Source organism: Pseudoalteromonas sp. SWYJ118, from assembly GCF_015864505.1.
Taxonomy (GTDB): Bacteria; Pseudomonadota; Gammaproteobacteria; order Enterobacterales; family Alteromonadaceae; genus Pseudoalteromonas; species Pseudoalteromonas arctica.
In genome coordinates, this window is the sequence record NZ_JADYXC010000017.1 from 69564 (window position 1) to 95264 (window position 25701).

At 34.9% G+C, this 25701-nt stretch carries 22 protein-coding genes; 1 reads left to right on the forward strand and 21 read right to left on the reverse strand.

Annotated features, from left to right (window positions below; all coding sequences use genetic code 11):
* Positions 1-2: 2 nt before the first annotated feature.
* Together prpB and I6F48_RS15210 are read right to left on the reverse strand one after the other, a co-directional pair.
* Positions 3-881 (reverse strand): methylisocitrate lyase, encoded by an 879-nt coding sequence (prpB, locus tag I6F48_RS15205; protein ID WP_197119753.1) that lies wholly within the window; start codon positions 879-881, stop codon positions 3-5.
* A gap of 244 nt (positions 882-1125) precedes the next feature.
* Entirely contained in the window at positions 1126-1812 is a 687-nt protein-coding gene (locus I6F48_RS15210) for a GntR family transcriptional regulator (protein WP_197119754.1), read from the reverse strand.
* 265 nt (positions 1813-2077) lie between these two features.
* Here I6F48_RS15210 and rsmF point away from each other — a divergent pair, with 265 nt between their 5' ends.
* Positions 2078-3529 carry a 16S rRNA (cytosine(1407)-C(5))-methyltransferase RsmF gene (gene rsmF, locus I6F48_RS15215; protein ID WP_197119755.1) on the forward strand — a complete coding sequence of 484 codons (1452 nt, stop codon included), beginning with the start codon at positions 2078-2080 and terminating at the stop codon, positions 3527-3529.
* Between the two features lie 336 nt (positions 3530-3865).
* On the opposite strand, the gene I6F48_RS15220 is transcribed toward rsmF, so the two are convergent.
* The 19 genes from I6F48_RS15220 to I6F48_RS15310 all read right to left on the reverse strand — a co-directional run bounded on the left by I6F48_RS15220 (position 3866) and on the right by I6F48_RS15310 (position 25629).
* Complete coding sequence (locus I6F48_RS15220; protein ID WP_197119756.1) at positions 3866-4990, reverse strand: acyltransferase family protein; 1125 nt, start codon at positions 4988-4990, stop codon at positions 3866-3868.
* 106 nt (positions 4991-5096) lie between these two features.
* Positions 5097-5798 carry a VpsP family polysaccharide biosynthesis protein gene (locus tag I6F48_RS15225; protein ID WP_197119757.1) on the reverse strand — a complete coding sequence of 234 codons (702 nt, stop codon included), beginning with the start codon at positions 5796-5798 and terminating at the stop codon, positions 5097-5099.
* Positions 5791-6519 carry a tyrosine-protein phosphatase gene (locus I6F48_RS15230; RefSeq protein WP_197119758.1) on the reverse strand — a complete coding sequence of 243 codons (729 nt, stop codon included), beginning with the start codon at positions 6517-6519 and terminating at the stop codon, positions 5791-5793. Before I6F48_RS15230 ends, I6F48_RS15225 begins: the two co-directional genes overlap by 8 nt.
* A gap of 14 nt (positions 6520-6533) precedes the next feature.
* On the reverse strand, positions 6534-8741 hold the full coding sequence (locus I6F48_RS15235; protein WP_197119759.1) for a GumC family protein: 2208 nt from the start codon (positions 8739-8741) through the stop codon (positions 6534-6536).
* 22 nt (positions 8742-8763) lie between these two features.
* Positions 8764-9282, reverse strand: a complete 519-nt coding sequence (locus I6F48_RS15240; RefSeq protein WP_197119760.1) for a polysaccharide biosynthesis/export family protein — start codon at positions 9280-9282, stop codon at positions 8764-8766.
* Positions 9282-10496, reverse strand: a complete 1215-nt coding sequence (locus I6F48_RS15245; RefSeq protein WP_197119761.1) for an outer membrane beta-barrel protein — start codon at positions 10494-10496, stop codon at positions 9282-9284. Before I6F48_RS15245 ends, I6F48_RS15240 begins: the two co-directional genes overlap by 1 nt.
* Positions 10480-11883, reverse strand: coding sequence for an undecaprenyl-phosphate glucose phosphotransferase (locus tag I6F48_RS15250; RefSeq protein ID WP_197119762.1), 1404 nt, complete (start codon positions 11881-11883; stop codon positions 10480-10482). The genes I6F48_RS15245 and I6F48_RS15250 overlap by 17 nt, the downstream gene beginning before the upstream one ends.
* Before the next feature lie 230 nt (positions 11884-12113).
* Entirely contained in the window at positions 12114-12512 is a 399-nt protein-coding gene (locus I6F48_RS15255) for a 3-phosphoshikimate 1-carboxyvinyltransferase (RefSeq protein WP_197119763.1), read from the reverse strand.
* A 513-nt stretch (positions 12513-13025) separates the two neighbouring features.
* Positions 13026-14159 carry a sugar-transfer associated ATP-grasp domain-containing protein gene (locus I6F48_RS15260; RefSeq protein WP_197119764.1) on the reverse strand — a complete coding sequence of 378 codons (1134 nt, stop codon included), beginning with the start codon at positions 14157-14159 and terminating at the stop codon, positions 13026-13028.
* A 1-nt stretch (position 14160) separates the two neighbouring features.
* On the reverse strand, positions 14161-14919 hold the full coding sequence (locus I6F48_RS15265) for a WecB/TagA/CpsF family glycosyltransferase (RefSeq protein ID WP_197119765.1): 759 nt from the start codon (positions 14917-14919) through the stop codon (positions 14161-14163).
* Positions 14920-14933: 14 nt separating this feature from the next.
* Positions 14934-16130, reverse strand: a complete 1197-nt coding sequence (locus I6F48_RS15270) for an aspartate-semialdehyde dehydrogenase (protein ID WP_197119766.1) — start codon at positions 16128-16130, stop codon at positions 14934-14936.
* Positions 16127-16816 carry a glycosyltransferase family 4 protein gene (locus I6F48_RS15275; protein WP_231615244.1) on the reverse strand — a complete coding sequence of 230 codons (690 nt, stop codon included), beginning with the start codon at positions 16814-16816 and terminating at the stop codon, positions 16127-16129. Before I6F48_RS15275 ends, I6F48_RS15270 begins: the two co-directional genes overlap by 4 nt.
* A 372-nt stretch (positions 16817-17188) precedes the next feature.
* The gene (locus tag I6F48_RS15280; protein WP_197119768.1) at positions 17189-18307 is read right to left on the reverse strand and encodes a sugar-transfer associated ATP-grasp domain-containing protein; all 1119 of its coding nucleotides are present in this window, start codon (positions 18305-18307) and stop codon (positions 17189-17191) included.
* A gap of 583 nt (positions 18308-18890) precedes the next feature.
* Entirely contained in the window at positions 18891-19970 is a 1080-nt protein-coding gene (locus tag I6F48_RS15285) for a glycosyltransferase family 4 protein (RefSeq protein WP_197119769.1), read from the reverse strand.
* Positions 19971-20120: 150 nt separating this feature from the next.
* Positions 20121-21440 carry a phenylacetate--CoA ligase family protein gene (locus I6F48_RS15290; protein WP_197119770.1) on the reverse strand — a complete coding sequence of 440 codons (1320 nt, stop codon included), beginning with the start codon at positions 21438-21440 and terminating at the stop codon, positions 20121-20123.
* Positions 21440-21871 (reverse strand): serine O-acetyltransferase, encoded by a 432-nt coding sequence (locus tag I6F48_RS15295; protein WP_197119771.1) that lies wholly within the window; start codon positions 21869-21871, stop codon positions 21440-21442. The genes I6F48_RS15290 and I6F48_RS15295 overlap by 1 nt, the downstream gene beginning before the upstream one ends.
* The gene (locus I6F48_RS15300; RefSeq protein ID WP_197119772.1) at positions 21858-23069 is read right to left on the reverse strand and encodes a VpsF family polysaccharide biosynthesis protein; all 1212 of its coding nucleotides are present in this window, start codon (positions 23067-23069) and stop codon (positions 21858-21860) included. Before I6F48_RS15300 ends, I6F48_RS15295 begins: the two co-directional genes overlap by 14 nt.
* A complete protein-coding gene (locus I6F48_RS15305; protein WP_197119773.1) occupies positions 23066-24478 on the reverse strand; it encodes an oligosaccharide flippase family protein in 1413 nt (470 codons plus the stop codon). Before I6F48_RS15305 ends, I6F48_RS15300 begins: the two co-directional genes overlap by 4 nt.
* A complete protein-coding gene (locus I6F48_RS15310) occupies positions 24478-25629 on the reverse strand; it encodes a VpsD family glycosyltransferase (protein WP_197119774.1) in 1152 nt (383 codons plus the stop codon). The genes I6F48_RS15305 and I6F48_RS15310 overlap by 1 nt, the downstream gene beginning before the upstream one ends.
* Between the last annotated feature and the right edge of the window lie 72 nt (positions 25630-25701).

Genomic DNA, 25701 nt, shown 5'->3' on the forward strand with positions numbered 1-25701 from the left:
TATTATTTGTCAGATTTTGATGAAAAAAGTGTATCGAGTGTGTTCTCGTACGTGTGGTAATCTAAAAAGTCGTAAAGCTCTGAACGCGTTTGCATATTTTCAATTTGGCTTTGTTGCGAGCCTTCATTTATAATTGCTGAATACACGTTTAGCGCTGCTTTATTCATGGCTCTAAATGCGCTGAGTGGGTAAAGGACCATTTCAACGCCTACATCACTTAACTGCTCTTTAGTGTAAATAGGTGTTTGGCCAAATTCAGTAATGTTTGCCAAAATGGGTGCATTAATCGCTTTTGCAAACGCTTGATAGTCTGCAAGGTCGTGTACGGCTTCTGCAAAAATCGCGTCAGCACCGGCTTCAACACAGGCAGCTGCACGGTCTATCGCGGCATTTAAACCTTCTTTTTGAAATGCATCGGTACGGGCCATAATGTAAAAATCGCTATCGGTTTTTGCATCAACTGCTGCTTTAATGCGGTCAACCATTTCACCTTGGCTTACAATCTCTTTATTAGGACGGTGGCCACAGCGCTTTTGCGCTACTTGGTCTTCTATATGAAAACCCGCCGCACCGGCTTTAGTCATTTCTTTTACTGTGCGTGCAATGTTAAACGCCCCACCCCAACCGGTATCGGCATCAACAAGTAGTGGTAAATCGCTCGCACCCGTAATACGACGAATATCTTCAAGCACGTTATCAAGGCTTGTCATACCCAAATCAGGCATACCAAACGAGGCGTTTGCAACACCGGCACCTGAGAGGTAAATAGCTTGGTGACCCATTTTTTCAGCCATCATCGCTGTGTAGGCGTTAATAGTACCTACTACTTGTAACGGGCGGTTATTGGCAATAGCGTGTTTAAATTTTAATCCTGCTGACATTACTTTCTCCTCACTTTGAACGGTTGCTACGTGGAGTAACTTATAGTTTTAATCTGTAATTGTGACTTTTTAACTGCTCTGCTTAACTTTTAGCAGCTCATACCAATCATTATGGGTATGAGGTCTATTTAACGATAAGAAAATCGTTCTGTAACTAGGCAATAATTTTTATGTTTAGTGGTTCTAAATAAAAAATTCTTAACGACGTTATAGGACTATTTAATCCGTTAAATTGTTCGAATACTTATACTGATTGGTATACATCAAATTTGGTTTGAATATTTGCTTGCGATGCACTTATGTGGCGCTTCATAAGCATTTCGGCCAGTTCGCCATCGTGGTTTTCAATCGCGTTAATAATAGCTAAATGCTCATCAAACGCTTTTGATACACGCGGCCCCACCATGCCCATTTGTACACGGTACATGCGTATTAATTGATAGAGCTCATTACACAGTAAATGAATTAAATGCGCGTTTTTACTGCCTTGAATAATACGGTAATGAAAATCTAAATCGCCGGCTTCTTGATAATAAGATTCGCCCTCTTTAACACGTTGTGTTTGTAGGTGCTGATTAAGTAATTGCTTTAAGCCTTTTACTTCTTCGGGTTCCATATTGTCGGCAGCAAGTCTACATGCCAAGCCTTCAAGCGAACTACGAACTTGATAAACTTCAATCAAACGCTCAGCAGTAAGGGCAACTACTCGGCAACCTACGTTAGCTTTACGCTCAACAAGGTAGCAACTTTCTAGGCGATTTAACGCCTCTCTAAGCGTTGCACGGCTTACACCATAACGTTTGGCAAGCTCAGGTTCTGATATTTTACTGCCTTGAACTATGCTGCCTTCAACAATCTCACGGCGCATATCTACAAATACTTGATCTGATGCGGTAGTTATAGGCGCTTCGTTTAAAAATGTGTGTGTCATAAGTTATTTTTTAGATTGTCGACAATTAATGTGGTTACTATGGGCTTATTAAAAAATCATGTCAACCCTTAAACCTATCAAAATGGCTAAAAAACACACCCATTGTCGACACTATTAACCTAAAGTCGCATAAAAATGGTTTTACAATGGACTAAAACAGTGAAGTGTCGACAGCGTAATAAATCAGATGTTACGCTTTTTAGCGCTGAAAACACCTCGCATAAATGCTATTATCGCGCTTTATTTTTATAGTATGAGCTAACGCGTGAACGCCAACACTTTTATTCCTGAGCACTTTATTGATGACGTAAAAACCTATTTACCAGCGCATCTAAACTTAGATGACTTTTTAAATGCGTGTCGCAGACCACTCAGAAAATCTATCCGCGTTAATACTTTAAAAATTAGCATTGAAGAATTTGTAAAACGTGCCACTAAAAAAAATTGGCTACTAATCCCAATCCCATGGTGCAGCGAAGGTTTTTGGTTAGAACGCCCAAGCGATGAAGAGCAAAACCTAGCCCTAGGTAATACCGACTTACATCTAAGCGGTGCTATGTACGTACAAGAAGCAAGTTCAATGTTGCCCCCTATGGCATTAAAGCAAAGCATTGAACTCGCAGACTCTCAAAATAACATCGTGCTTGATATGGCATCAGCACCAGGCTCTAAAACATCGCAGCTTGCAGCACTTATGAATAACCAAGGCGTGCTTGTTGCAAATGAGCTTTCGTCATCTCGTTTAAAGGTACTTAGCGCAACACTCAAACGTATGGGCGTTGGTAACTGTGCACTCTCGCATTTTGATGGCGTTATATTTGGCAACTACATGTTTGAATGTTTTGATAGCATATTGTTAGATGCACCCTGCTCTGGCGAAGGCACAGTACGTAAAGACGCCGATGCACTCAAAAATTGGTCAATAGAATCAAACATACAAATAGCCCAAGTACAAAAAGACTTAATTAAAAGCGCTTTTTACGCATTAAAGCCAGGTGGTACCTTAGTGTATTCAACCTGCACACTTACCCCGCTCGAAAACCAACAAGTGTGCGATTATTTACTCAGTGAATTTGGCGACTATATTGCGCCTGAGTCACTAAGTGATTTATTTGAAGGTGCAAGCAAAGCCACCACAAATGAAGGCTATTTACATGTATGGCCGCAAACATTCGATAGCGAAGGCTTTTTTATTGCTAAATTTAAAAAGCACGCAAGTTGCGATAACCCAAATCAAACTGTTAAAAAAGGCGCATTCCCGTTTAACGAGTTTGATAAAAAGCAAAGTGCCGCGTTTATGCAATCGCTTAAAAAACACTTTGGGATAACTACCCTGCCAGGCAACTTAATGCAGCGCGACAAAGAACTGTGGTTATTTCCTGAGGGGTTTGGAGCCTTACAAAACAAAATTAAATATGCTCGTTTAGGTATTCAGATTGGCGTTATTCATAAAAATGGCGTGAGACTAACGCACGAATTTGCAACCGTATTTGGCAATGAGTGTAAAACTAATATTTACGCGTTAAATAACGAGCAAGCAAATGATTATTTTCAAGGTAAAGATATACGCTTAACTGAGGCAACTCAAACAATAGGTGAAGTAGTTTTAACGCTGTGTGGTTGCCCTATCGGGCTGGGTAAATGGCAAAAAAATAAGATTAAAAATTCACTACCACGAGATCTAGTGCAAAATACGCAGTTAATAAGCTGGGGTTAAACTAAAGTATAGAATAAGCATAATTAATCTAATCCTTTATTGCCAAATGCAACTAAGTGGCAAAATTAGTTATGCTTTTTTAGGTGGTTTTACTACACTTTTAAATACTTTCTTCTTCTCCCTAATGAACCAGAAAGTTTTTAGTTAACGCTAGACTCAATTTAGAGTCACTTTATGGCCCAGAGCAGCAAAAGCTCTGGGCATTTTTAATACGTTTAACAAACCTTAAAACGATTTACTTTAGAGCTTTTTAACAAAGACTAAAGTAATTTAAGGTATTGTTTTTACCTCCACATACACTCTCTTTTTACATATCCGTTTACTAATAACAATAGATCAAATAGCGCGCTGTTGAACATTATTTTTTTTCGTATTTTTACCAAATGTAATGAAGTATTTTTCTATATATTCATACGAAAAATACGATGCAACAACAGTAAATAAAAAAGGGGCTATGAGCATAATAGGAGTGTAAAACGCCAAATCAGTATTACTTTTAATTAAAACATATGAAACAGCGTAAAGAAAAAACATATGACTGCAATACATTGAATAAGATATATTGCCTAAAAATATTGAAATACGATTAGTTAAAATAACTCTGTAAAAAGATTGTAGCGGAGAGGTTGTCGCAGAAACCTCTATAAAAAAACAAATTGACCAAATCATGATAGGTATGATCCCGAAGAATCGATCATTAACCCATTGGTAAATTGATATAGAAAGTAAGAAAATAATTAAAGCAGAATAAAAGTTTGTATTTGTTAGCTTATTCATTTTATTAAAATTTAATAGAATTGCACTAAACATACCCACAAAAAACATATTGGAATTAACTAAAAAGAACGATCTATGCCTCATCACACCAAAAAAGAATTGACTTGAAGCCAAAATCAACATAACAAATAAGACAAGAAAACAAACATGTTTACGCAAAATAAATATAAAAAGTGGTGCAAGAATAAAAAATTGAAATTGAAGTGTTAAGCTCCAAGCTTGGCCCATTATGGTGTATGTGGGATTACTAAGAATGAACGATGGAGTGATCCCATGAAGCATGAATAAATGAGTAAAAAAGTGCAATTTAAAGTCTTTTAATGAGGCTGTTGCATATTTTAGCCTATCCGCAGTTTTCTCTATGTCCTCAGGAAAGTTTTGGAGTACAAACACAGTTTCATTAAGTATCAAAGCTGATAAAAACAAAAATAATAAATACGCAGGAAAAATTCTCAGTACTCTTTGCTTAATATATTTACTAAAAGGCACATCCTTACTTAATAGTAATAAAGTAATTACAAATCCACTTATTATAAAGAAAACATCTACGGCTAAACCTTTACCAAGTACCTTACCAAAGAAAGAGTCTTTATCTAATTCGAGGCCAGCCATCGTTATAGAATGTCCAATAACTACCCAAAGACACATTAACCCTCTCAAACCATCCAATCCAATAAACCTCATACTCAAAACTCCTTTTATGACTCTATAATTTTGATTTAAAAAAATAAAAACCCAGCTTGCTGGAAATTCGAATTCAATATTATCTACCTATAACCAATTAGTTATTTTACCCGCAGTAATCTTTAAAAATATAACTACTTCTAATTGCTTTAAAATGAGAACCGAATTGCAGCGATAAACACACTGTAGGTAGACGATTAATTTTTTTTGCCAACCTAAAAATCTCATAAAATTCATTACCATACTTAACTGCAGAGTTAAGCTCAGCAACATACAATGCTTTATACTTTGGAGGGAGTTGCTGCCAGTTCATTAGAGCTATTTGAATAATACCAAGCTGCACATCAAACTTGTACGGCCCGAATTTTTTGGCCTGCTGAATATACTCGTATACGTGCTCTGTCGGACCTTCTTGATAACTAACTACTTGCGCTAGTGCAATCCACGTTTCTGACCATGTTTGCCTTAACTCTAATGATTTTAACAGCTCTTTTTCTGCTTGTTGGTAAACCAAAAGCTTATTATTATTTTGGCCGCTATTTACAGCTAAATTGAGCATTTTTATATATGCACTAAGTTGCCAGTAATGAGGGTGTGTAGGCTCTTTTGCTGTTGAAAGGTTAATTGCACTCTCTGCAAGCTTTAACTCTTCAGAAGTAATTAAGCTAACCGGCTGCTTTAAAATATTGAGCGCATTAAAGTACCATGTATTTGCGCGCATACTTTGTAAGCTTTGATAGCTTATAATTAAAGTAATAACTGCAAGCAAAATTATTTGAGTAAGTCGTTTCATATTTAAATTATTCATTAAATAAAGACTCTGTTAAACGCTGTGGATTATTAAAAAACAAATTTTGCGCTTCAATTTCACCAATCAACTCGCTCACTATTTTTTTAGCTTTACTCAAAATAGGAGGCCTACGCTTAACTGAATGAGCATCAGATGCAACATAAGTTACTAAACCCTTTTTTAGCATATCTATACTAATATTTTTTGCAGTTTCGCCCCATGCACCTTCAATGCTTGAAGCTGTTAATTGAAAATCACAACCTAATTGCTTTAAACGATCAATATAAAAAGGATTTACTTGAATATCGCGATTACGCTCAGGGTGAGGAATAATTACTTTTATATTTTGTTTAGCTAGCCAATTTATAAACTTATCGTAGCCTTGGGGGACATGCGAATGCGGGAGTTCTAATAATAAATAATTTACTGAATTAAGTGTACCAATAAACGGGAGTTTATTACCAAGCACTAAACTCATTAGCTCTACATCAAGCCTAACTTCAGCGGCCACTGCTAGTTTAATACCAATATTATTTACTAATGCCTGTGCTTTTAAATTAGCAAGCTCGCTATACAATTGCGAAACCGAATTATTAAATCGCCCAATATGTATATGTGGCGTGGCAACCATATGGGTTATTCCATCATTTTGTGCAATATTCAATAGCGCTAAAGAATCACTTAAATCTTTAGCGCCATCATCTATTCCTGGCAAAATATGAGAATGAATATCAATCATAGATTTGCATTTAACTATGCATTAGGTTGTTCAGGTTTTTGCGAGTAATCATAATAGTCGTAATAACCATGGCTATGCTCGTCTTTACTTTTACTCATATCTACTTGGTTAAGCACAATACCTGCAACATGGGCTTTAGATTCAAACAGACGTTCAATACCCGCTTTAATCGGTTTAATTCGTGTAATATCCGACTTAACCACATAAATTACCGAATCTACACTTTGTGCAATCACTAAAGCATCACTTACAGCCTGTGTAGGCGGTGTATCTATAATTATATGGTCGTACTCAGCTTTTAATATAGTAAGCACCTCACTAAAGCGCGAGTTAGATAAAAGCTCTAGCGGGTTTCCTGGTATTTGGCCGCTAGGCATAATAGCGACGCCCGATTGCCCATCAATATGTACACACTCACTTAACTGCTCAGTGCCTATAATTAAATTGCTTAACCCCGGATGAAATACCGGTATATCGAAGCGTTTAGCAATACTTGGTTTGCGTAAATCAGCATCAATTAATAAAACTTTACCCATTTGCGCAAGCGACATAGCTAAATTAGCTGAGGTTGTGGTTTTACCCTCACCCGGAGCACTTGATGTTACGGCTATTACTTTATGATCGCGCTCTAACTGAGTTAATAGTAAACTAGTTCTGAACGTACGTACCGACTCTGCAAATCGCCTATAATTATCATCAAGATAAGCGTGTATCGGAAACACGCTATTTTTTGGTGTTTGCACATGTGGTAAAAGCCCAAGCATACGCTGCGCTAACTTACTTTCAATATCGTTTTTAGTTTTAACTGTATCGTTAAGTGCATCAAATATAAAGCTCATAACTACTGCAAAACCAAAACTTGCTACAAAAGCTAATATAACAATTAACTTTTTATTCGGTTTACTTGGATCTTTCGGGGCATAAGCTCTGTCAGTAAAGCGCGCAGCTGCCGAGCTAAAATCACTTGTTACTTCGGTTTCTTTAGAGCGAGATAAAAACGTATTAAATATATTACGATTGGTCTCTACTTCACGCTTTAGCTGGTTATATTGAGTTTCTTTACGCGTGATATCTTGATATTCAGCACGTATTTTAACTAAATCACGCTCAAGCGCACTAACCGTACGTGTTATACGGTTTAGCTCTTTTTCAATACCGGTAATAAGTCCCTTAATTTGCTTATTTAAGTTATTTTTTACAGTAGCAAGCTCAGCATTAGCGGAAATCATACGAGGATGCTTAGGGCCATATACTTCGCCTAAGTCACTTAACTTACGCTCAACTAATATAACTTCACGTTTTACGTCCTGTATTACTCTATGCGATGTAATCTCTGGCATACTGCCTAAAAGCTCTAAATTATTATTTCCATACTCTCTTATTACACGGTTAATGCTTTCAAGGTTATTTTTTTCGTTACGGGCAACAATTAACTGCTGAGATATTTGCTCAAGCTCTTGCGTGGCTAGCCCTGCTATCCCCTCAATATCAACTAATTTTTGCTGCTCTCGGTATTCTTGTAAACGTACCTCGGAGTCATCAAGCTGAATGCGTAATTGCGATAAGCGTGTATTTAACCAACTAGAAGCTTGTTGGGTAATCCCCATTTTTGCGCGCATTTGGCTTTCTATATACACTTCACCAATAGTATTAGCCACAAGTGCTGCTAATTTAGGGTCGCTCGACTCAAAGCCCACTCTTACTAATTGAGTTTTAGTGATAGGAGATATCGAAAGACGCGATTTAAAGGCAGCCAGCAAATCTAACATTTCGCGCTCAGCTTGCTCTTCAGGGGCGTATACAGTTACTTCTTTTTTATTTAAAAAAGGCAGTTGCTCTTTTACTGTAGCTTTAAGCTCACTTAAAAGAGAGGGTTTTGCTATAAAGTCTGTATGCGCTTTTAAATTAAGCTTAGTAATTACTTCACGAGCAATACTGTCAGATTTAATAACCTCAAACTGAGTAAGGTAGTATTCTTTTTTAGTCGAATCTAGCCCATAAATTTCATCAAAACTTACTGCCTTAGTTTGCTCCGCTTCGATAAGTAAAGTAGCCGTCGCTACATATTTAGGTATTAACGTGAGGGCTACCATTATAGTTAGTAAGGTAACTACAGTCGCAAAACCCAAAATACGCCATTTGGCACGTTTAATTACATTGAGGTAAGATCCTAAATCAATAATTTCTTCATTATTGCTCAGGTTTTCATTTGTTTGGTTCATTAATTACTGCCTTGTTAACTGCTTAAAACAAGCGTTGTTCTATTTTTATGGTATCGCCCGCTGCAATTTGGCTATTTAAATTCCCTTTTTGTTGCTGCTGTTTAGTTTGCTCTTTAAATATGTATATTTTATCAATCGAGGCGCGCTCAGTTAAACCACCGGCAAGCGCAATCGCTTGATTAACTGTCATCGCGGGTTGATAAGGATAAGCGCCAGGCTCTTTAACTTCACCATGAATATAAAAAGGGCGGTACTCAATAACCTGAACATATACATTGGGATTTATTAAATACTCAGGCTTTAAGCCTTGCGTTATAACTTGCTCAATCTCAGACGTATTAAGCCCCGCAAGTTTTACTTTACCTAAAAATGGGTAGTTAACTTCTCCGCTATTACCTAAAAGTGCAGTTACCTCTAGATCGGGCTGACCAAACACTTTAATTTCAACCTTATCTCCTGCGCCTATTACATAACTTTGCGCAGATTGAGCAAAACATACGCTGCTTAAAAATAGCAGCGTTAAACTAAAAATAAACTTCATTAATTAGCCTTTAAAGCAAACGTAAAATTAATACCTACAACTACTCGGTCAAACTCAATAGCAGATTGGGTAGAGTCTTTATCAATAAAATCTACATAAGTAGAAACCATACCAAAGTTACTCGCAACATAGTTTAACCCTAAGCGTGCGCTTTTAGTTTTATCCTTACGGCCAATATCACCCGTATATTGCTCATCAATGTAATTAATACCCGCAAGTGAGCTTAAATAATCGCTCCAGCTATGTGTCCAATTAATACCGTAAGTACTTTCTTTAATATAATCGCCCTGTACTAGCGGATCTTTAGCTGAGCGACTTGTTGTTAATTGCACTGTAGAATAACTAAGTGGCTGCCAGTTAACCCCGGCTTCCCAGCTTAAACCACTAAAGCCTTCTCGCTCATTGGCGCTAAAATCTTTATTTTGATAACCCAATTTAAATGAACCTGAGGTAAGTGCGGTTGCTTCCCATTCCATACCAATTAACACTTTTACGTCATCTGAGTCACGTGATATACCGCTGCTAGCTAAAAAGTCGTAACGGTAATTTTCTTGCTTAACTTCTAAAAAGGTACGTGTAGCAGCTTGAGTATTATAATAACCAGTAATACCAATTAATGATTTATCGTAATCACGAAACTGCGACACGGCTCTAAAATTTTGATATTTTTTACTATAAAAGCCAGCATTTAAAGCAACTTGCGCTTTTGAGCTTAGCGCACCGTATTCGTAGCGTGCTATAAAATTTTGCTGCTGATATTTCACAAGCTCATTGACTGTATCGCCAAGACCTTCAGTTAAACCACTACCACGCGGTTCATAAAGCCAGTCGGCTTTGCCATTAACATCTAAACGATGTTGACTAGTAAACTCCTTATGTACACCAGCTCCTATATTAACTTGAGTAAAATTATCGTCAGAATCTTTATTATGTAACGAACTACTCGTACCTAAATCAAGGTTATAACTATCGGGGCCGTCTTCAATAGCTGCCTTTATATTAGGCGTAATGGTCCAAATTGTACGCGACTCTTCATTTTCTGGAGTGCTAAAAAAGTTATTATTACTGCTTATACCCGTTTGTAACGTTGGCGTGATTTCGGCGCCATCTTTAGTTATAAAACTACCTGGTTTTAAATTAGCAGCTGCAGGTGCTGCAACCCCTACACTTAACAAAGCAAATATAGGTGCAAGTGTTTTAGTATGCATTCGCATTCTTAAATCCTTTAAAAATTGTCATAAAAATAATTTTTATATCAAACCATAACGACCAGTGCTTAATATAATGTAAGTCAAATTCAACACGTTTTTCCATTTTGTTCAGCGTATCAGTTTCGCCGCGCCATCCGTTAATTTGAGCCCAGCCTGTTATACCTGGCTTTGTTTTATGCCTAAACATATAAAACTCTACTTTTTTACGGTATTCCTCATTATGGGCAACCGCATGAGGCCTTGGCCCAACTATCGACATATCGCCTTTTAAAACATTTATAAATTGCGGTAATTCGTCAAGGCTTGTGCGGCGTAAAAAGCCACCTAAAGGTGTAATACGCACATCATTTTTTGTGGCTTGCGTTACCACTGCACTGTTTTCGGTAACACTCATTGAACGAAACTTCCATACTTTAATTTTACGTCCATCAAGCCCGTACCGGTCTTGCTTAAAAATCACAGGGCCTTTTGAGGTAAATTTAACAGCAAACGCAATTGCAACAAGTACAGGAGAAATCAGCATTAAAATAATAGAGGCAACAACTATATCTTCAGTACGCTTTATAAATTCACGAGCACCTATAAACGGTGATTCAAACACACTTAATGTGTCAACATCCCCCACATGCTCTATACGAGCATGTATTAAGTTAGATATTAAAAAGTCAGGAATTATATGCACATCAACCGTTGTATCACCTAACTGTAATAAAATATCGGCAATGCGTTTATCAGCCTTCATTGGCAATGCAATATACAACACGCCTATTTCACCATTACGCGCTGCATTAACCGCATCTTGAATACGTCCTGCAACATCGTGTTTTGTGGAGTTTTCAAAAAGGCGTTCTGGTTGCCTGTCGTCATAAAAACCTAAAAAATTAAAGCCAAGTTCGTCATTTTTAGTAATCTCGTTATATAAATGTACTGCTGACTCGGTAGCGCCAACAATGGCAACATTGCGCAAATTTAACCCTAGTTTACGTCTACTTCTTTTAAATAAGTATGCAGCAAGGCGCCAAGCATATAAAAAAGTTACACTTAACAAAAACCACAATCCTAGGCCAATACGCGAAAGCGACTCAGTAAACTTAAATGCAAACGATATAACTAATAAAACAAAAAATGCAGCAAATAAGGAGCCCCAAGCACAAAGCACCATAGTTCTAAATTTACCAGCACGCCAGGAGCGATAAGCGGAGAATATTTCAGCACAGTATAAAAAGCTTAAAGCAACGGTTAAGACTGAAACCATATAAATAGGAGTGAGCTCAAAACTGTAGAACAAAGCTGAGCATTGAAAGGCTAAAAACAGTGCAAAAATATCGAACAAACGATAAAAATTTGCATCCGACGAGCCATTGGGCTTAAACGTCCTTGAAGATGTCATACTATGAATTCCCTATAGCTATCTTTAAAAGTGAACTTAGCTCCACAAAACTATGCGGCAAATGTTACAGCATCATACTAAAGTATTCAACTTTAAGGATGAATTTATATAGCAATAGTATGCAAAATGTCTTTAAGTAGCGAGGAGCTGACACACAAAAAAACAAATATAAACTCATATAAACTTCAGTAAACATTTGCAAACCACCCCTAAACAGAAGCATATTATTTTTATTTAAACAGCTCCTTAAACCACGCCCATACTCCAAATGAGTAATTACTAAATATATCAATACCTAAAGCCGACTTAACTAAATAAATAATAAGCAGAAAAATTGTAATAACAAATAAACTAAATATAGATACGGTGATGGCCTGCGATATAGCTGCTATTTTTTGCTCTTTTTTACTAAGTTCTCGCCTGTTTCGACCAGCCAGTATAACAAAATAGTATCTGTATTTAAAAAACTTGAATACCCCTCTGCAATCAACAGCATGCTTACCCCACTGCCTTGCACCTATTGCCACTTTTAAATGAGCTAGCTGATCTTCAGTAAAGCTATCTTGCACATCACTAGGCATACGATTTAGTAAACTACGGATAGTTGGATCTGCTTTTAATTTCGACAAATGTAAACCTTACTTATTCTTAAAATATAAAAACGTTATATAATTTTATTAATATAAACAATAAAAAAGCCAACATTCACTTGATAGTAATTGAGTGATAAGTATTACTATTTAACCAGCTAGGTTAGCGGTTATAGCCGACACTATACAAACCTTTTAAATTAATATCACCAGCAGCACGATCTACGTGAAGTTAAAAGTTGTCAAACACAAACATATAGCTTTTGACTCTCTTTTTCAAAATCAAAAAAACGGATTACAAATAAGGTAACAAATAATATATGCGTGAAGGAGGATTGAAAATACTAAATGCAATAAAGACGAAAATTCAAGGTAGGGCCAAGACAAAAACAATTCCTAGCCCTTTTTACAGTATAAATTTAGTTTAGATATAACACTCAACATACCTGAGAGAAAATTTAAGCGTATATGTTTAAATATAACCTCTATTGTTCTATGTTTTTATAGATAAAATAAAATTTTACTTAAAATTAATTTTTCGTACCACTATCATTAGCGACTAAATATATAATGCTTTAAGTATTTAGTATTTTCAGTGTAGCTAATCAGCTCAGAATAAAATACACTATTCCCCCCAAAAGCCTGCGTGCAAGTCTGTTGCGCTAAAATATCATAATCGGCATTTACCTCTAATATTAGAGGGCCATTTTCAGTTAAAGCAATATCCCAACCTAATGATTTAAGGTTTGGAAACTGTAAAGCAGCTTTTTTAACAATATTAATAATTTCATCCCAATATGGAACCGTTAGACCAGAAAAGACAGCGCCTGTATTTGGGTGCTCTGAATATAGATTCTTACAATAGTCGATACCTAATGAACTTAATTCTCCAGTCTCAGTATTAACATTTACGCCTATTCCACCAGACTTCCCAGACCAATTATCGACCTTACGGCCATTCCTGCCTATGCGTAAATAGGCTGAATTGATAATCGCTTCACCTGCTTTTGAAAGTAAGGAATCTACTCTTACTGTATTTACTGACTCAGGATAAAGGCTCTGGTTAAATGAATGCTGCTGTATCTTTTCTTCAATTAAATAACTACAAGGCGATTCAGAGAATATTTTTTCTAATAACTCTACTGAGGTATAAGTAACACCCGACATTTCAAACTTTTTTATAGCATTTATATTTACATTAATTACATTAACTCCAACACCTTGGGATGAATCAATTACAGGTTTAATAACAATCGCAGGCGTAATGATAGCGTCTAAAACATCTTTAGCATTCGCGCCATTGAGACCTATTGACTCATTTGTATATGTATTATGGGAAATTACATTTATTAACTTAGCCGTTGGTATATTAGAATCAGCCATCAACTTATGAAATAAAAACTTATCGTCAGCAAATACTGTATACCTGCTATCATTTAAGTATTTTTGTCTAAAGTCACCAAAAAGTAATCCGGTTGAATATAGTTTAACTTCGTCTAAACCTTTACCTTTTTTGTATCCATCATATTTAAAATAATTATGAGGCCAATATTTTATCGCTCGCGCCAACAAGTAAAGCTCTTTAACTTGTTGTAATAATGGCTTCCTTTCCTTATCGTGAAGCATTTTGACAATAAATTCATTATAGAGATAAGTCACCCTATCTTTATTAATAACATTAAACATACTAACTTCCTTTTTTAGCTTTAAATTTTTCACTTAATAAAAGTATTAAAAACTTTGTATTTGTTTTTAAATAGCGCTTCCACATTCTACCTGGTTCTTGTATTACTCTATAAAGCCATTCAAGCCCTGCTTTTTGCATCCACTGTGGTGCACGTTTTACTTTACCGGCAACCACATCAAATGTGCCGCCTACCCCCATAACAAAGTCAACGCCAAGCTTGTCTTGCCATTTATTGATAAAGTTTTCTTTTTTGGGTGAGGTAATTGCCACAAATAATAACTTTGCACCAGATTTACGTATTTTATTAACAACGGCCTCTTCGTCATTCCCCTCTTTATTTCCAAAGAAGTAGCCATCATGGTATCCAGCTATATTTAAATTTGGATTTTGTGCTTTAACTTTTTCTACTGTTTTGCTTACAACCTCTTCGGTAGCACCGAGTAAAAAAACAGGGAAGTCTCGCTTTGCACTCATGGCTAATAGTTCATGGAATAAATCAACACCAGCAACACGTTCTGCTACATTGTGCCCTAAAAAACGTGCGCCAAATACAACACCCATACCATCAATATTTATTAAATCGCACGCTTTAACTGAATCAGCTAAAACAAGATCTTTTTGCATATTTACAATTTTTGCCACATTAACCACTACATGCTGCAAAAATTGCTTTTGTTCAATTCTACTTTCAATAAAAGAAACTGTTTCTTCCATTGTTGCTATATCCATAGGCGCTTTTAAAAATTCAATACGTTTCATTGCTGTGTCCGTTTTTAAAGTTGTTCAATAGCCGCACTTTTTGTGCTGTTCATTTTTTGACGATTAAAATAAGCAAATGAATAATAAACCCATGCTTGAGTCCAACGTATGTAATCAACCTTATTAGTAAAGTACTTATTTTTTTGATAAATAAAACGCTGCTTTTTAGGCATATATAGGGTTTGAATAGAACGATCAATTATCTTCTCTGCCATAGCAAAATCATCCTTTGTTTTACCTACTTTTAATAAGGTAAATACAGCTTGGGATACACTATGCATATCAAGTGGGTAGCGGTTATTATGATAATATTTAGATGTGCCGTCCTCTTCAAATAAATGCTTTTTATAATATTGCAAACCTAGTTTAATAGATTCTTCAAATTCATCTGTATCCAGAGCGTTACTCAATAAGCGTAATGCTTCTAAATTGTAACCTGTGTGAAAGCCATCTATAAACTGATGATGATGGCGAGCTCCATAAACCCAAGAGCCATCAGCTCCCTGACCTTTTACTGACTGACGCGCAGCATTTAAAGCAAGCTGTTTATAAGGTTCATTATTTGTAAGTGTTGCCACTTTTGCAACCCATGCAGCGCCCCACAAACTTGCGTTATGCACAAATGTATTTTCACCTGGAATGTAGCCAAAAAACTGCTTACCATCATATTCTTTGTATAACGTATTTACTATAAAGTGAGCACTATCAAGCGCAGGCTCTCTATATTTATTATCGCCGGTTATTTCACTTAATGCGTACAAAGCTTGTGCTACATAAATAGTAGTAATTACATTCGGCTTTCCTTTAGGTACAAAAAAAGCGCGTGCATTCCAGTCAAAGTGGTAACCCCAACAACTATGCAACCAAGTAGCTTTATCACTTTGCTGAGTTAGCAACCAATCAGCTAGTTCTATCGCTTCATTTAAATAAAGTTGCTCGTTCGTTGCTTTATAGTCTTCCAGTAAACCTAAAATAAATAAACCAATTCCTTTAGGGTTGCGCTTTTGGGGCACAGCACATAATGGCCGCAAGTTAATTGCTAAACGTTTATGAAGTTGTATCCAAGCAAGCCCTATAATGCCTTTCTTAAACCGAGGAAATAATTCAAATAGTTTACTGTTTAGACCATCAAACGGGTCTTGGCCTGCATAGCTATTACTTTTTGCCTTACTGAACATGGTTTTTGTTATTAAGTTAATCTGACTGCTCATTTATTGGCCTTGGCAATTAGTTGCTGGTAATAACCCGATAACGTATTACCTACTACATCATCTTGAAAACACTCTAAAAACTTAGCTTTAGCTGCTTCACCAAATTTAGTTCGCTTATCTGAGTTCTGCGCCAGCTCACTCAACGCATCAGAAATCTGTTCGATGTTGCCAGGCTGCACTAATAAGCCATGAACATTATGTGTGATAGCATCTTCTACTGCACCAACAGGTGTCGTTATAACAGCTAAACCAACAGACATAGCTTCAAGAATACTCATTGGTAGGCCCTCTGCAAAACTTGGTAGCACTACAACATCTGTTCGCGCTAACAAATCAAGCTTTTGCTCTTTGTTAATCCACCCCAAGAATTCTACCTTTTCAGAAATGCCAAGTTCGCTGCAGAGTAAAGCTAAGCATTCAACATCACCGTTACCCGCAACTAGCAATCGCGCATTTTTGTTTTCTGCTTTTGCAAATGCATGTATTAAATCTTTAACCCCTTTTCGTGAACTAAGCTCGCCCATAAATGTAAAATTACACGTATTATGGTGTGATTTTTTTAATAGTAATTCAGGGACAGGGTTATATAGGACTTCCCACTTTGTTCCCATAACCTTGCCTAACGTTTGCTTCCAATAACTACCTAAACATAATCGAAGGTCATAAAGGTTAAAAATATAATCCATATATGCTCTTTTAATACCTGTTGCACCTTTATAGTATGTATCAAGGTTAGCAGCGTGGTTTTGATATATAGTTGGTATTTTAAAAAGCTTTAACCAAAGTGCATAATAGCTTTTACGGAGCACACTGCCGCCATGAATATGAGCCACTTCATAACTATTAAAAATTAATAAAAAGGGAAAATAAATAAAAGCAAACAACGTACTTATAAATTTACTAGCATTACTCCCTGGTCTATTTGTAAAAAAATAGCTAATTTTATACTTTGAGTTTAAAAATTCATTCTCCATAAATGTGCTAACAACACTAGCTACACCACCCGCCCCTTTATTTGACACACTAATTACCAATACTTTACTCTTCAATTTAATTCCTCACATTTTAACAGTTCTATTTTCAGAGAATTTTTTTTCTAGGCCACCTAAAGCTGACTGCAATCCATCAATACCAAATAATGTATTGATTTCAATAACTACAATACCATCATGCGTTATAGCAATATCCCAACCAGTTAAATTCATAATTATATTTTTATTCGCAAGTTCTAATATTTCATTATGGATATTTAACCAATTAGGAATTGCTAAATCTTTAAATTTAAAACCAGAGTCTGGGTGCTCATAAAAACGCTCTAGGCCATATTCATGAGTCGCATAATCTCTAAAGGCGCAACCGGTCAATAGATCAACACCTATAACAAGCCCTCCTGCAGATGTATTGTCTATTTCACTCCCTTTCGAACCCATCCTAAGCGTCGTAGCTATTATCTCTACTTGCCCTTGAGCATTTCTTTTTGTAATAACTCTAAGAGTGTTTACACTGTGGGCATAGACGGCAGCAATATCCAAATGTTGAGTAATGGCTTCTTCAATAACAAAATCACCTTTCAACTTACTAACATAATTAAAGTTTAACTCTAAATCCGAGTCTTTAATTTTATATATACCATCTTGCTTTTTAGCAATTAAAATTCCGCTACCGCCACGCCCATTGGCAGGTTTAATAAATAATTTAGCACTATGGGAGAAGCTTAATAATTCTGCAAAACTGTTGTTATTAAGTGAAATACCTTTTGAATTAAAAATATAGTGAGTCTTTTTCTTCGCTATAACGCTTGCCGTTGGAAAATTCATACCATCAAACAAAACATCCATTACTATTTTATCTTCTACAATATTAAGTAATGCTTTTGAATCATCATATTGTGGAAATATGATCCTATAAAAGTAGTAGCTAGGAATAAATTGTTTCATCTCTTCGATGCTAAGCGTGCAATCTTTCAAATAAAAGTCATGATTAAAATACTGAAGAGGGTAACAACCCCAGTGTCTTTTTAATTCTTTCATTTCAAAATTTATTACTACTTTACTTTTTGTATTTTTAGATAACCTATAGCGATGCATATTACTTTTATATCTATAATTAAAGTTAATTAAGTATAAACATCTTACATTTTCAATTAACTTATGCTTAAAAAAAGTGAAAAATTTCATTATAATCCTTTATAGTACACACATTAATTATTACAATTTAAATTTTAGTATTATTAGGTACGAAGTTCAATTATACAATCTCATTTTCGAATTTATTAGGGGTAAAGGCATACCTACTCAGCCTTTCACACCTTAGCCTTACAACTGAGGTTTCCTCACTCATAAGACAGCTTTTAAAACTGCTATTTTTTGTTAAAAATTCAGTTCGCCACTAACAAAAAATTTTCAAATCACCCTCTCTAGCCTGTGTATGGTCAATCTAAAACATAATATTTATATCTATTACTAATATATCATTTTGAGTAATAGCAACCCTTCAATCAGCTAAAATTATCTCTGTAAATTAATAGTATAATTAATTACTTTTGATTTTTACTAGTCAATTATCTGTAATATTTAAAGCGCCGATTTGTACGATAACTGGTTAAATAATGATAAAAATTATAGTGTGTTCTACAAAAGTTCTTATATTCATAGAGCTATCTATTTTTAGGTGAGTAAATGATAATATTTATGTTTCTAAAAATATTATCATTATTTTTTAACTCTGCCTGATGATTTCTTTAGCCCCTCTGTTTGAACATTAAATTACATCTAAGTCTTCATAAATAGTAATTAATTGAGGGATAATAATCTCAGGGCTAAATTTAGAAAGATATTTACTTTTAGCGTTTAATTGCATGCGTTTTATCTCAAGTGGTGACTCAATTGAAAATAGCATCGCTTGAGTGAGTTCATCGACGTCGCCGGCCTTGATAAGAACACCTTCTTCGTCTGATGTAATTGCATCTGGTATACCGCCAACGATCGTAGCTATAATTGGAACCTTGCAAGACATAGCCTCTAAAATCCCCATTGGAAAGCCTTCGTTATAGCTAGGCAGTACATAAGAATCAGCTCTTTTTAGTAGATTAAATTTTTCCTCACCAGATATCCAACCCAAAAACTCTACATAAGGACTTAAGTTCAACTCTATAACTAAGCTTTTAAACTTTTGAAGTTCTCCATCACCACCTAGTAATAAACGAGAGTGTGGGTAACGCTTTAGAACATTAGAAAAGGCAATAATTAAATCAGTAACTCCCTTTCTGTCACTTAACCTTCCTAAAAATACAAAATTAAAAAACTCGCTCCGTTGTGCAGGTTCAATGGGTTTAATTGAAACTGCGTTGTGAACAACAATACCTTTACCTTTATCTTTTAAAATAGTGTTTAACCAGCTAAGCCACTGAGTGGATAAAACAATTACTTTATCAGCCATGTTAAATGTATTACGGATATGTTCTTTTTTTTGTGTATTACATTCATCATTATAAAAATCTTTAAATTCACCGCTATGAAGATGAAGGATCACCTTCACTTTAAAAAATTTAGCAATTCTAATTAGTATTGATTTACGCATATAACTTCCTCTAGAGGACATATGAATATGGACAACACCTATGCTTTGAAATATTAAGTTAAGCAATAACCTAATCACGCATATAGAAAAAACAAACAATTGGCTTACTACGCTAAAATTATTAAAGTTAGCATGGCTAACTAGTAATTTAGAGTTGGTGCGCGCAAGGAATCCTTCGTCTTTCAATACATTAATAACACTCGACACACCTCCTTTACCACGTAGGTCTGTAGCTATTGTCAAGTTATGTTTCTTACTCAATGAGATTCTCCCGTGAACTAATTCTCTTTGTTAAATTCTTAATATAAATAGCCGAAGTTAGTATTTATAATTAAGTAAGAGTAATTAGAATTCCTTATGATTATTAGTACTAAAAATAAAAATAGTTTCGTGATTTTTCGTGCATTCCAACTAAATTGAGCAAATAGCCTGCCGTACTTTGCCATTTTTAGTACGAGGAATTGCGTCTATTATTTCAACTGAAACCGCAATACTTTTACCTAAACGTTTTTTTGTATTGTTAATAAGTTTCTCTTGTTGAGCTTCGGTAAATAAAGACGGGATAACCACAACAAGTACTTTTATTTCATAATGTGAGCTTTGTATGAATTGTGTAGCTAACAAACCTTCTACGCCTTTAGGAATATGATTAAGAATATGGATTTTTTGTCCATCCTCACCAACAAGATAATCTCCTACTCGCCCTTCAATTCTGTCTACAATCGGGAATACCCGACCACAGGGGCACGATTCTTCATCAGATAAATAAACGTGATCTCCAGTACGATAACGTACGAGAGGATATAACTCATTATTAAAATTAGTGCCTACAATTTCGTGACGACCTTCGCCTGCATCCAGTAATTCAACATGAGAGTAATCGGCTAAAATATGATATCGCCCATGTTCACAACTACCAATTGCAGCTACACGCTCGAAAAGACCATACCAATCAAATACCGTACATTTAAACCTTTTTTCAACAAGCTCTTTATCTTCTTGGGTTAAGGATTCAGAGGAAGTGATTATCGATTTTAACTCACCTAGGTAATACCTATTATTTGACTCTAAATATTTTGCCAATGCCACAATAGAAGACGGGTAAGCTTGAATAACTTGCACATTGAAATCATAAATAGCTTTAATATAACTATCTAAGTTTTTTTGTAACATATGAAAAGATGATAAAATAATAGTATCTTCAAAATAAGAATATCGCCAAAATGGAGGTTTTTTTTGTTCTAAGGGAACAATCATATCCCCTCTTATCCAAGCTTTTTTATCACCTGACTCCAAACCAGCCCATGTCATCATTCTATTAACAAAAGCTTGTTCAGCAATTACAGACTCCATATTTTGTGGTATAGACAAAGGAGTCCCTGTTGTCCCGCTTGTTGCGCCTTGTATAACTAGTCCACTTCTTTTAGAGGATACAAATTCTTTTTTATGCTTATTAACTATAGCTTTATCTATATAAGGAAAGTCTTTTATCTGACTAAATTCAGACGTGTAAAAAGATACATTTTTAGTTGCTTCTTTTATCACATGACTAAGCGCGGCTTTTGTATACTTATTCAGTGCATCAGCATCATACTCATGTGTAATAAGAGTATTCGTAAGTTCGTTACATTTTTTATTTTCCCGCATTTTTTTTCTTATAAACGCCCTAACACTGAGCATTATATTTTGAATAAAAACAGGACTCGCTTGATACAATTTACTGTTAAACATTAGTAATAATTCTTTGGGTTAATATTTGACTTTATAACTTCACCTGGAATACCAGCCACAGCACTATTATCTGGAATGTCTTTAACAACAACACAATTTGCACCTATAACACAGTTATTTCCAATTGTAATATCTCCCAAAATTTTAGCGCCTGTTGCTATATAGCAATTATCACCAATAATAGGAACGTTTATCGATTTAGATTCCCCCCCAATAGTGACATTAGAACCTATGACACAGTTTTTGCCTATAATGGACCTTTTATGTATTACTACCCCTATTCCACCATAAGCGAATATAGTGTTACTTCCAATTTCACACTCTGAAAAAACAGCACTGTTGTGAAAAAAACGGATTAAAGCATTAAAAAACCTTGGCAAAAGTGGGATTTTATTTTTATAAAACCAAGAGCCTATTTTATACAACATCATTTTTGTACTTCCTTGAATAAACTAAATATAAACACGAAATAAATAACATAATGACAGGAGTTTTAGTGGTCAGTGCGTTGTTTGTTAACGATACAGCGAATAAAATGAGTAGTGAAACTTGCATGTAAATATCATTTTTCCAAACCATTTTTATTGATATTAAAAAACTAGAAAAAAGAAGTAAAATAGTGCCAAACAAACCAAAGCTGACTACCCATCCTATTACATAGTTTTCTATTACATTAATACCAATATAAAACTCTATATTATTCATAATTGAAGCTGAAGCACCTAGCAGCCATTCGCTGATACTTAATTGTTCTAAAATAATAAACACATCAAAACGCGCTTGTGCACTGCCATCTATATACAGTTTACTTATAATCCGCTCACCCACTGGTGTAAGTGTAAGAATTAAAATTATTGCTATTAACGTAAGTAAAAAAAATGCTTGCCCTAATGCAAACTTAAGTTTTGATATTTTAATACCTGTTGTGAAAAAGCGTATCGATTTTGGTAAAGTAATTATGGCGAAACCAACTAAAAACATGCCTGCGGCTCCTCTTCCACCAAAAGCAAATAGCGAGATTAATACAGCTGTAAAATAAATAAATACAGGGACCTTTATTTTATTTACTAATAATAAAGCTAAAGAAGCAGTGATTAATGCATTATTTAATGGGTGTGTTAATAATGCCGTTGAACGAAAATGGGAAAAGCCTAAAAAGCTTGCCTCAACCAAAGTTTTGCCTAATATAAATTCTAAGATAGCAATTACGGCATTAATGAATAACAAATAAGCCACTAATTTTAATAGCTTGTCTTTATGTTCGTTTGTTAATTGGCTTAAAAGATATATAGCAAACAGTGCAGACACTATTGTATCTATTAAGTATGCCATCCCTGATGTACCAAATCGATATAATCCATACATAATTACAATAAAAACACTGATGGTGCTTATCAGCCATACTGTTTTTAATTCTCTTAAATTATCTAGCGGTTTACTAATACCTTTTTTTAGCGTAAGAAATGCAACAGATAATAATAACACATAACTATAAATATGAATTTTTACTAAAGGGTTCCCACCTTCCGACACATATTTTATGCCTAAATTTTCTAATAAGTATCCTCCTAATATAAAAGAAGATATAAAAACAAAAAACATTACTTTGTATATAGTTTGGCTATTCATTTATTTAATATCCATATTTTACATTTTTTGTAATTAAGCGAGGTAAGTACCAATAAAAATAAAAATAAACCAATAACCACATCAAAAATAATATTTAAAATCGGTATATTCATTACTAAAAATTTATAGGTACGAAGCTCAGGTAGGAAAATAGCCATACATACCGTTGAAATAATAATTTTATATACCTGCAGTGGTACAGAGTACCTATATCCTTTTTTAATAGATAAAAATAAAGCCACGCTAAATGAGATCAGACTCGCGATAAAAAAAGCACTTGCAGCGCCGATTAAACCGTAAATAGGTATTAAGGTAATTAATAAAGTAAGGTTAACGACTAAAGAAAAAACACTAATTCTTGGGAGGTACTTGGTATTTAAGGAAAACTGTAAACCATGGTCTATATAATGTGCTTTTAAATTTACAACAAATACTCCTGCACATAAAATATAAATGATTGTTGAACCTTGCGATAAGTATTCTTCACTAAGTAATAGTTGCATTATCGGTTCTGCTAATAGACAAAAACCAACTAATGCTGGCAATGCAATTAAACATAATAAAGTTAAGTACTCGCCATGAGCTTTATATAATTCAGCCTTATTATTAATTTTTTTTGTTAGTTCAGGGTAACTAGGTAAAGCTACAACCATAAAAATAAGTGCACCAATACCAAGTAAAATATTTGAAATAGCGGCGTAAATACCTGTTTGTGCTAAGTTAAGATGATCTGCAATAAAGTAACGATCTAACCGACTTGATATGGCTGCTACCAACCCACTTGCCATTAATGGTAAACCATATGAAAAAATAGCCTGAGCGTCAGCAGTTCTAAGTTTACTTATACTAAACTTTAAAGGTTTAAATACGATTGAACCCGCAGCAATATAACTTAAAAATAAGGCACACAGTGCAGACAATGTATCAGGATAAAAAAACAACAACCCTCCTGTAAATACAATAGCCATTATGGACTGAGTTAGTACAGCCACCCTATATTGATTTAAACGTTCCATAACTCGTGCTAATTCTAAATAGAACAGATAAAAAGCTTTCGTTAAAAATAGTAAAAATGTAGCTATAAAAGTGTAAAACGTTAATAAATCAGTTAAATACAAACCTAAAATGACTAATGCTAGTGCAGGTAACGTACAGCAAAAAATAATTGAAGTGGCTATAGCAGCAAAGTGCTCATACTCTTCTTCTTTTTTACTAGGGAGTAAACGCAGCATACTAGAATTAACCCACTGAGCAGCCACTGCCCTAACAACTTCTACAGTGAGCAGCATTAGTGCCAACATACCGTATTCCGTCGTCGTTAATAACTTTGTATGTATGCTAATTAAGGCAAAAACACTGATCGCTGCAAAAATTTGTACTGGCGCATATTTGAGTAATGATTTAAGCATTATTGTACTTCATCTAAAATTCTTACATATAAATTACTATATTGGCTAAAAATCGATTTAATGTTGAATTTAGTTTCGAGAGCGCGTTTCGAGTAGTCAACGTTATGCTTTACAACAAGATTATTAATTCTGTCGGGGCTCAGCGAGTCTGAGAAATATAAAACCCCCATTTTTTTAAAGAAAGCTTTTTCATCTTCAAGTATGCCAACCTCAGTAGCAACTAGAGGCAAACCAACGGCTAGCATTTCTAAAGGAGCTAAGCCAAAAGTCTCTTCGCTAGAAGTAAAAACACCTAAATCAGCATCAAGGTATTGTTCAACAATTTGGTTTTTGTTTAGCTTACCTAAAAAACTCACTTTTCCTTGTAAGCCCAAAGAAGTCACCTGCTTTTTAAGTTGCTCAGTATATAATCTGTCGGCAGCTGGCCCGATAATAATTAGAGACGACCCAAGTCCACTTTTGACTAATTTATTAAATAAAACGATAGAATCTTCGATCTTCTTTCTTGGTGTCAATAATGCACAGGTCACAAACTTTATTTCTTTTCGTTCACGTTTTATATAGCCAGCTTCAAAATATTTCTGATCAATTGGATTATGAATTACTTTCGGTTTGAAGCCATCCTCAAATAATGCTTTCTCTAACTGCTGACCTACGACAACAACAAAGTCACTCCGTGCTTTTAAAATTAGTGGGATGACTTTCTCATATAAAAAGTTATTAAAAAACCCAACATTACGACGAGCTATTTTTTTATAACTATGAACTGTAACAACTGTTTTACCTGTAAAACCACTTCCAATTAATGTACTCCAAAAATGCGTATGGACTAAATCAGGTTTCAATTTTTTTAATAACTTACGAATATGCCAATTTTGCCAAAGAATACCTGGAATTTTTAAACCAGTTTGCTTACTAGATGCTGGTAACCAAATAAAATCCACGTTATCGGCTAAGTTAATAACTTCACCTGTGTAGGATGTTTTACTTTGAGGATCGAGCCCAATAATAGTAAACCTAAAATTCGTATCGGAATGATTAACCAAATATTCGGCAAACATTTGGCAAACACTATCGACTCCACCACAATTTTCTGTACCCCACTCATAAGTTGAGAGGGGCATAATTAACACTACATGTTGTTTAGGCATAGCTCTTCTTTTTAAAACATACTGCTAAATTTATTATAAATAAAAGACTTAAATTGCATGAAGAGCATCCAT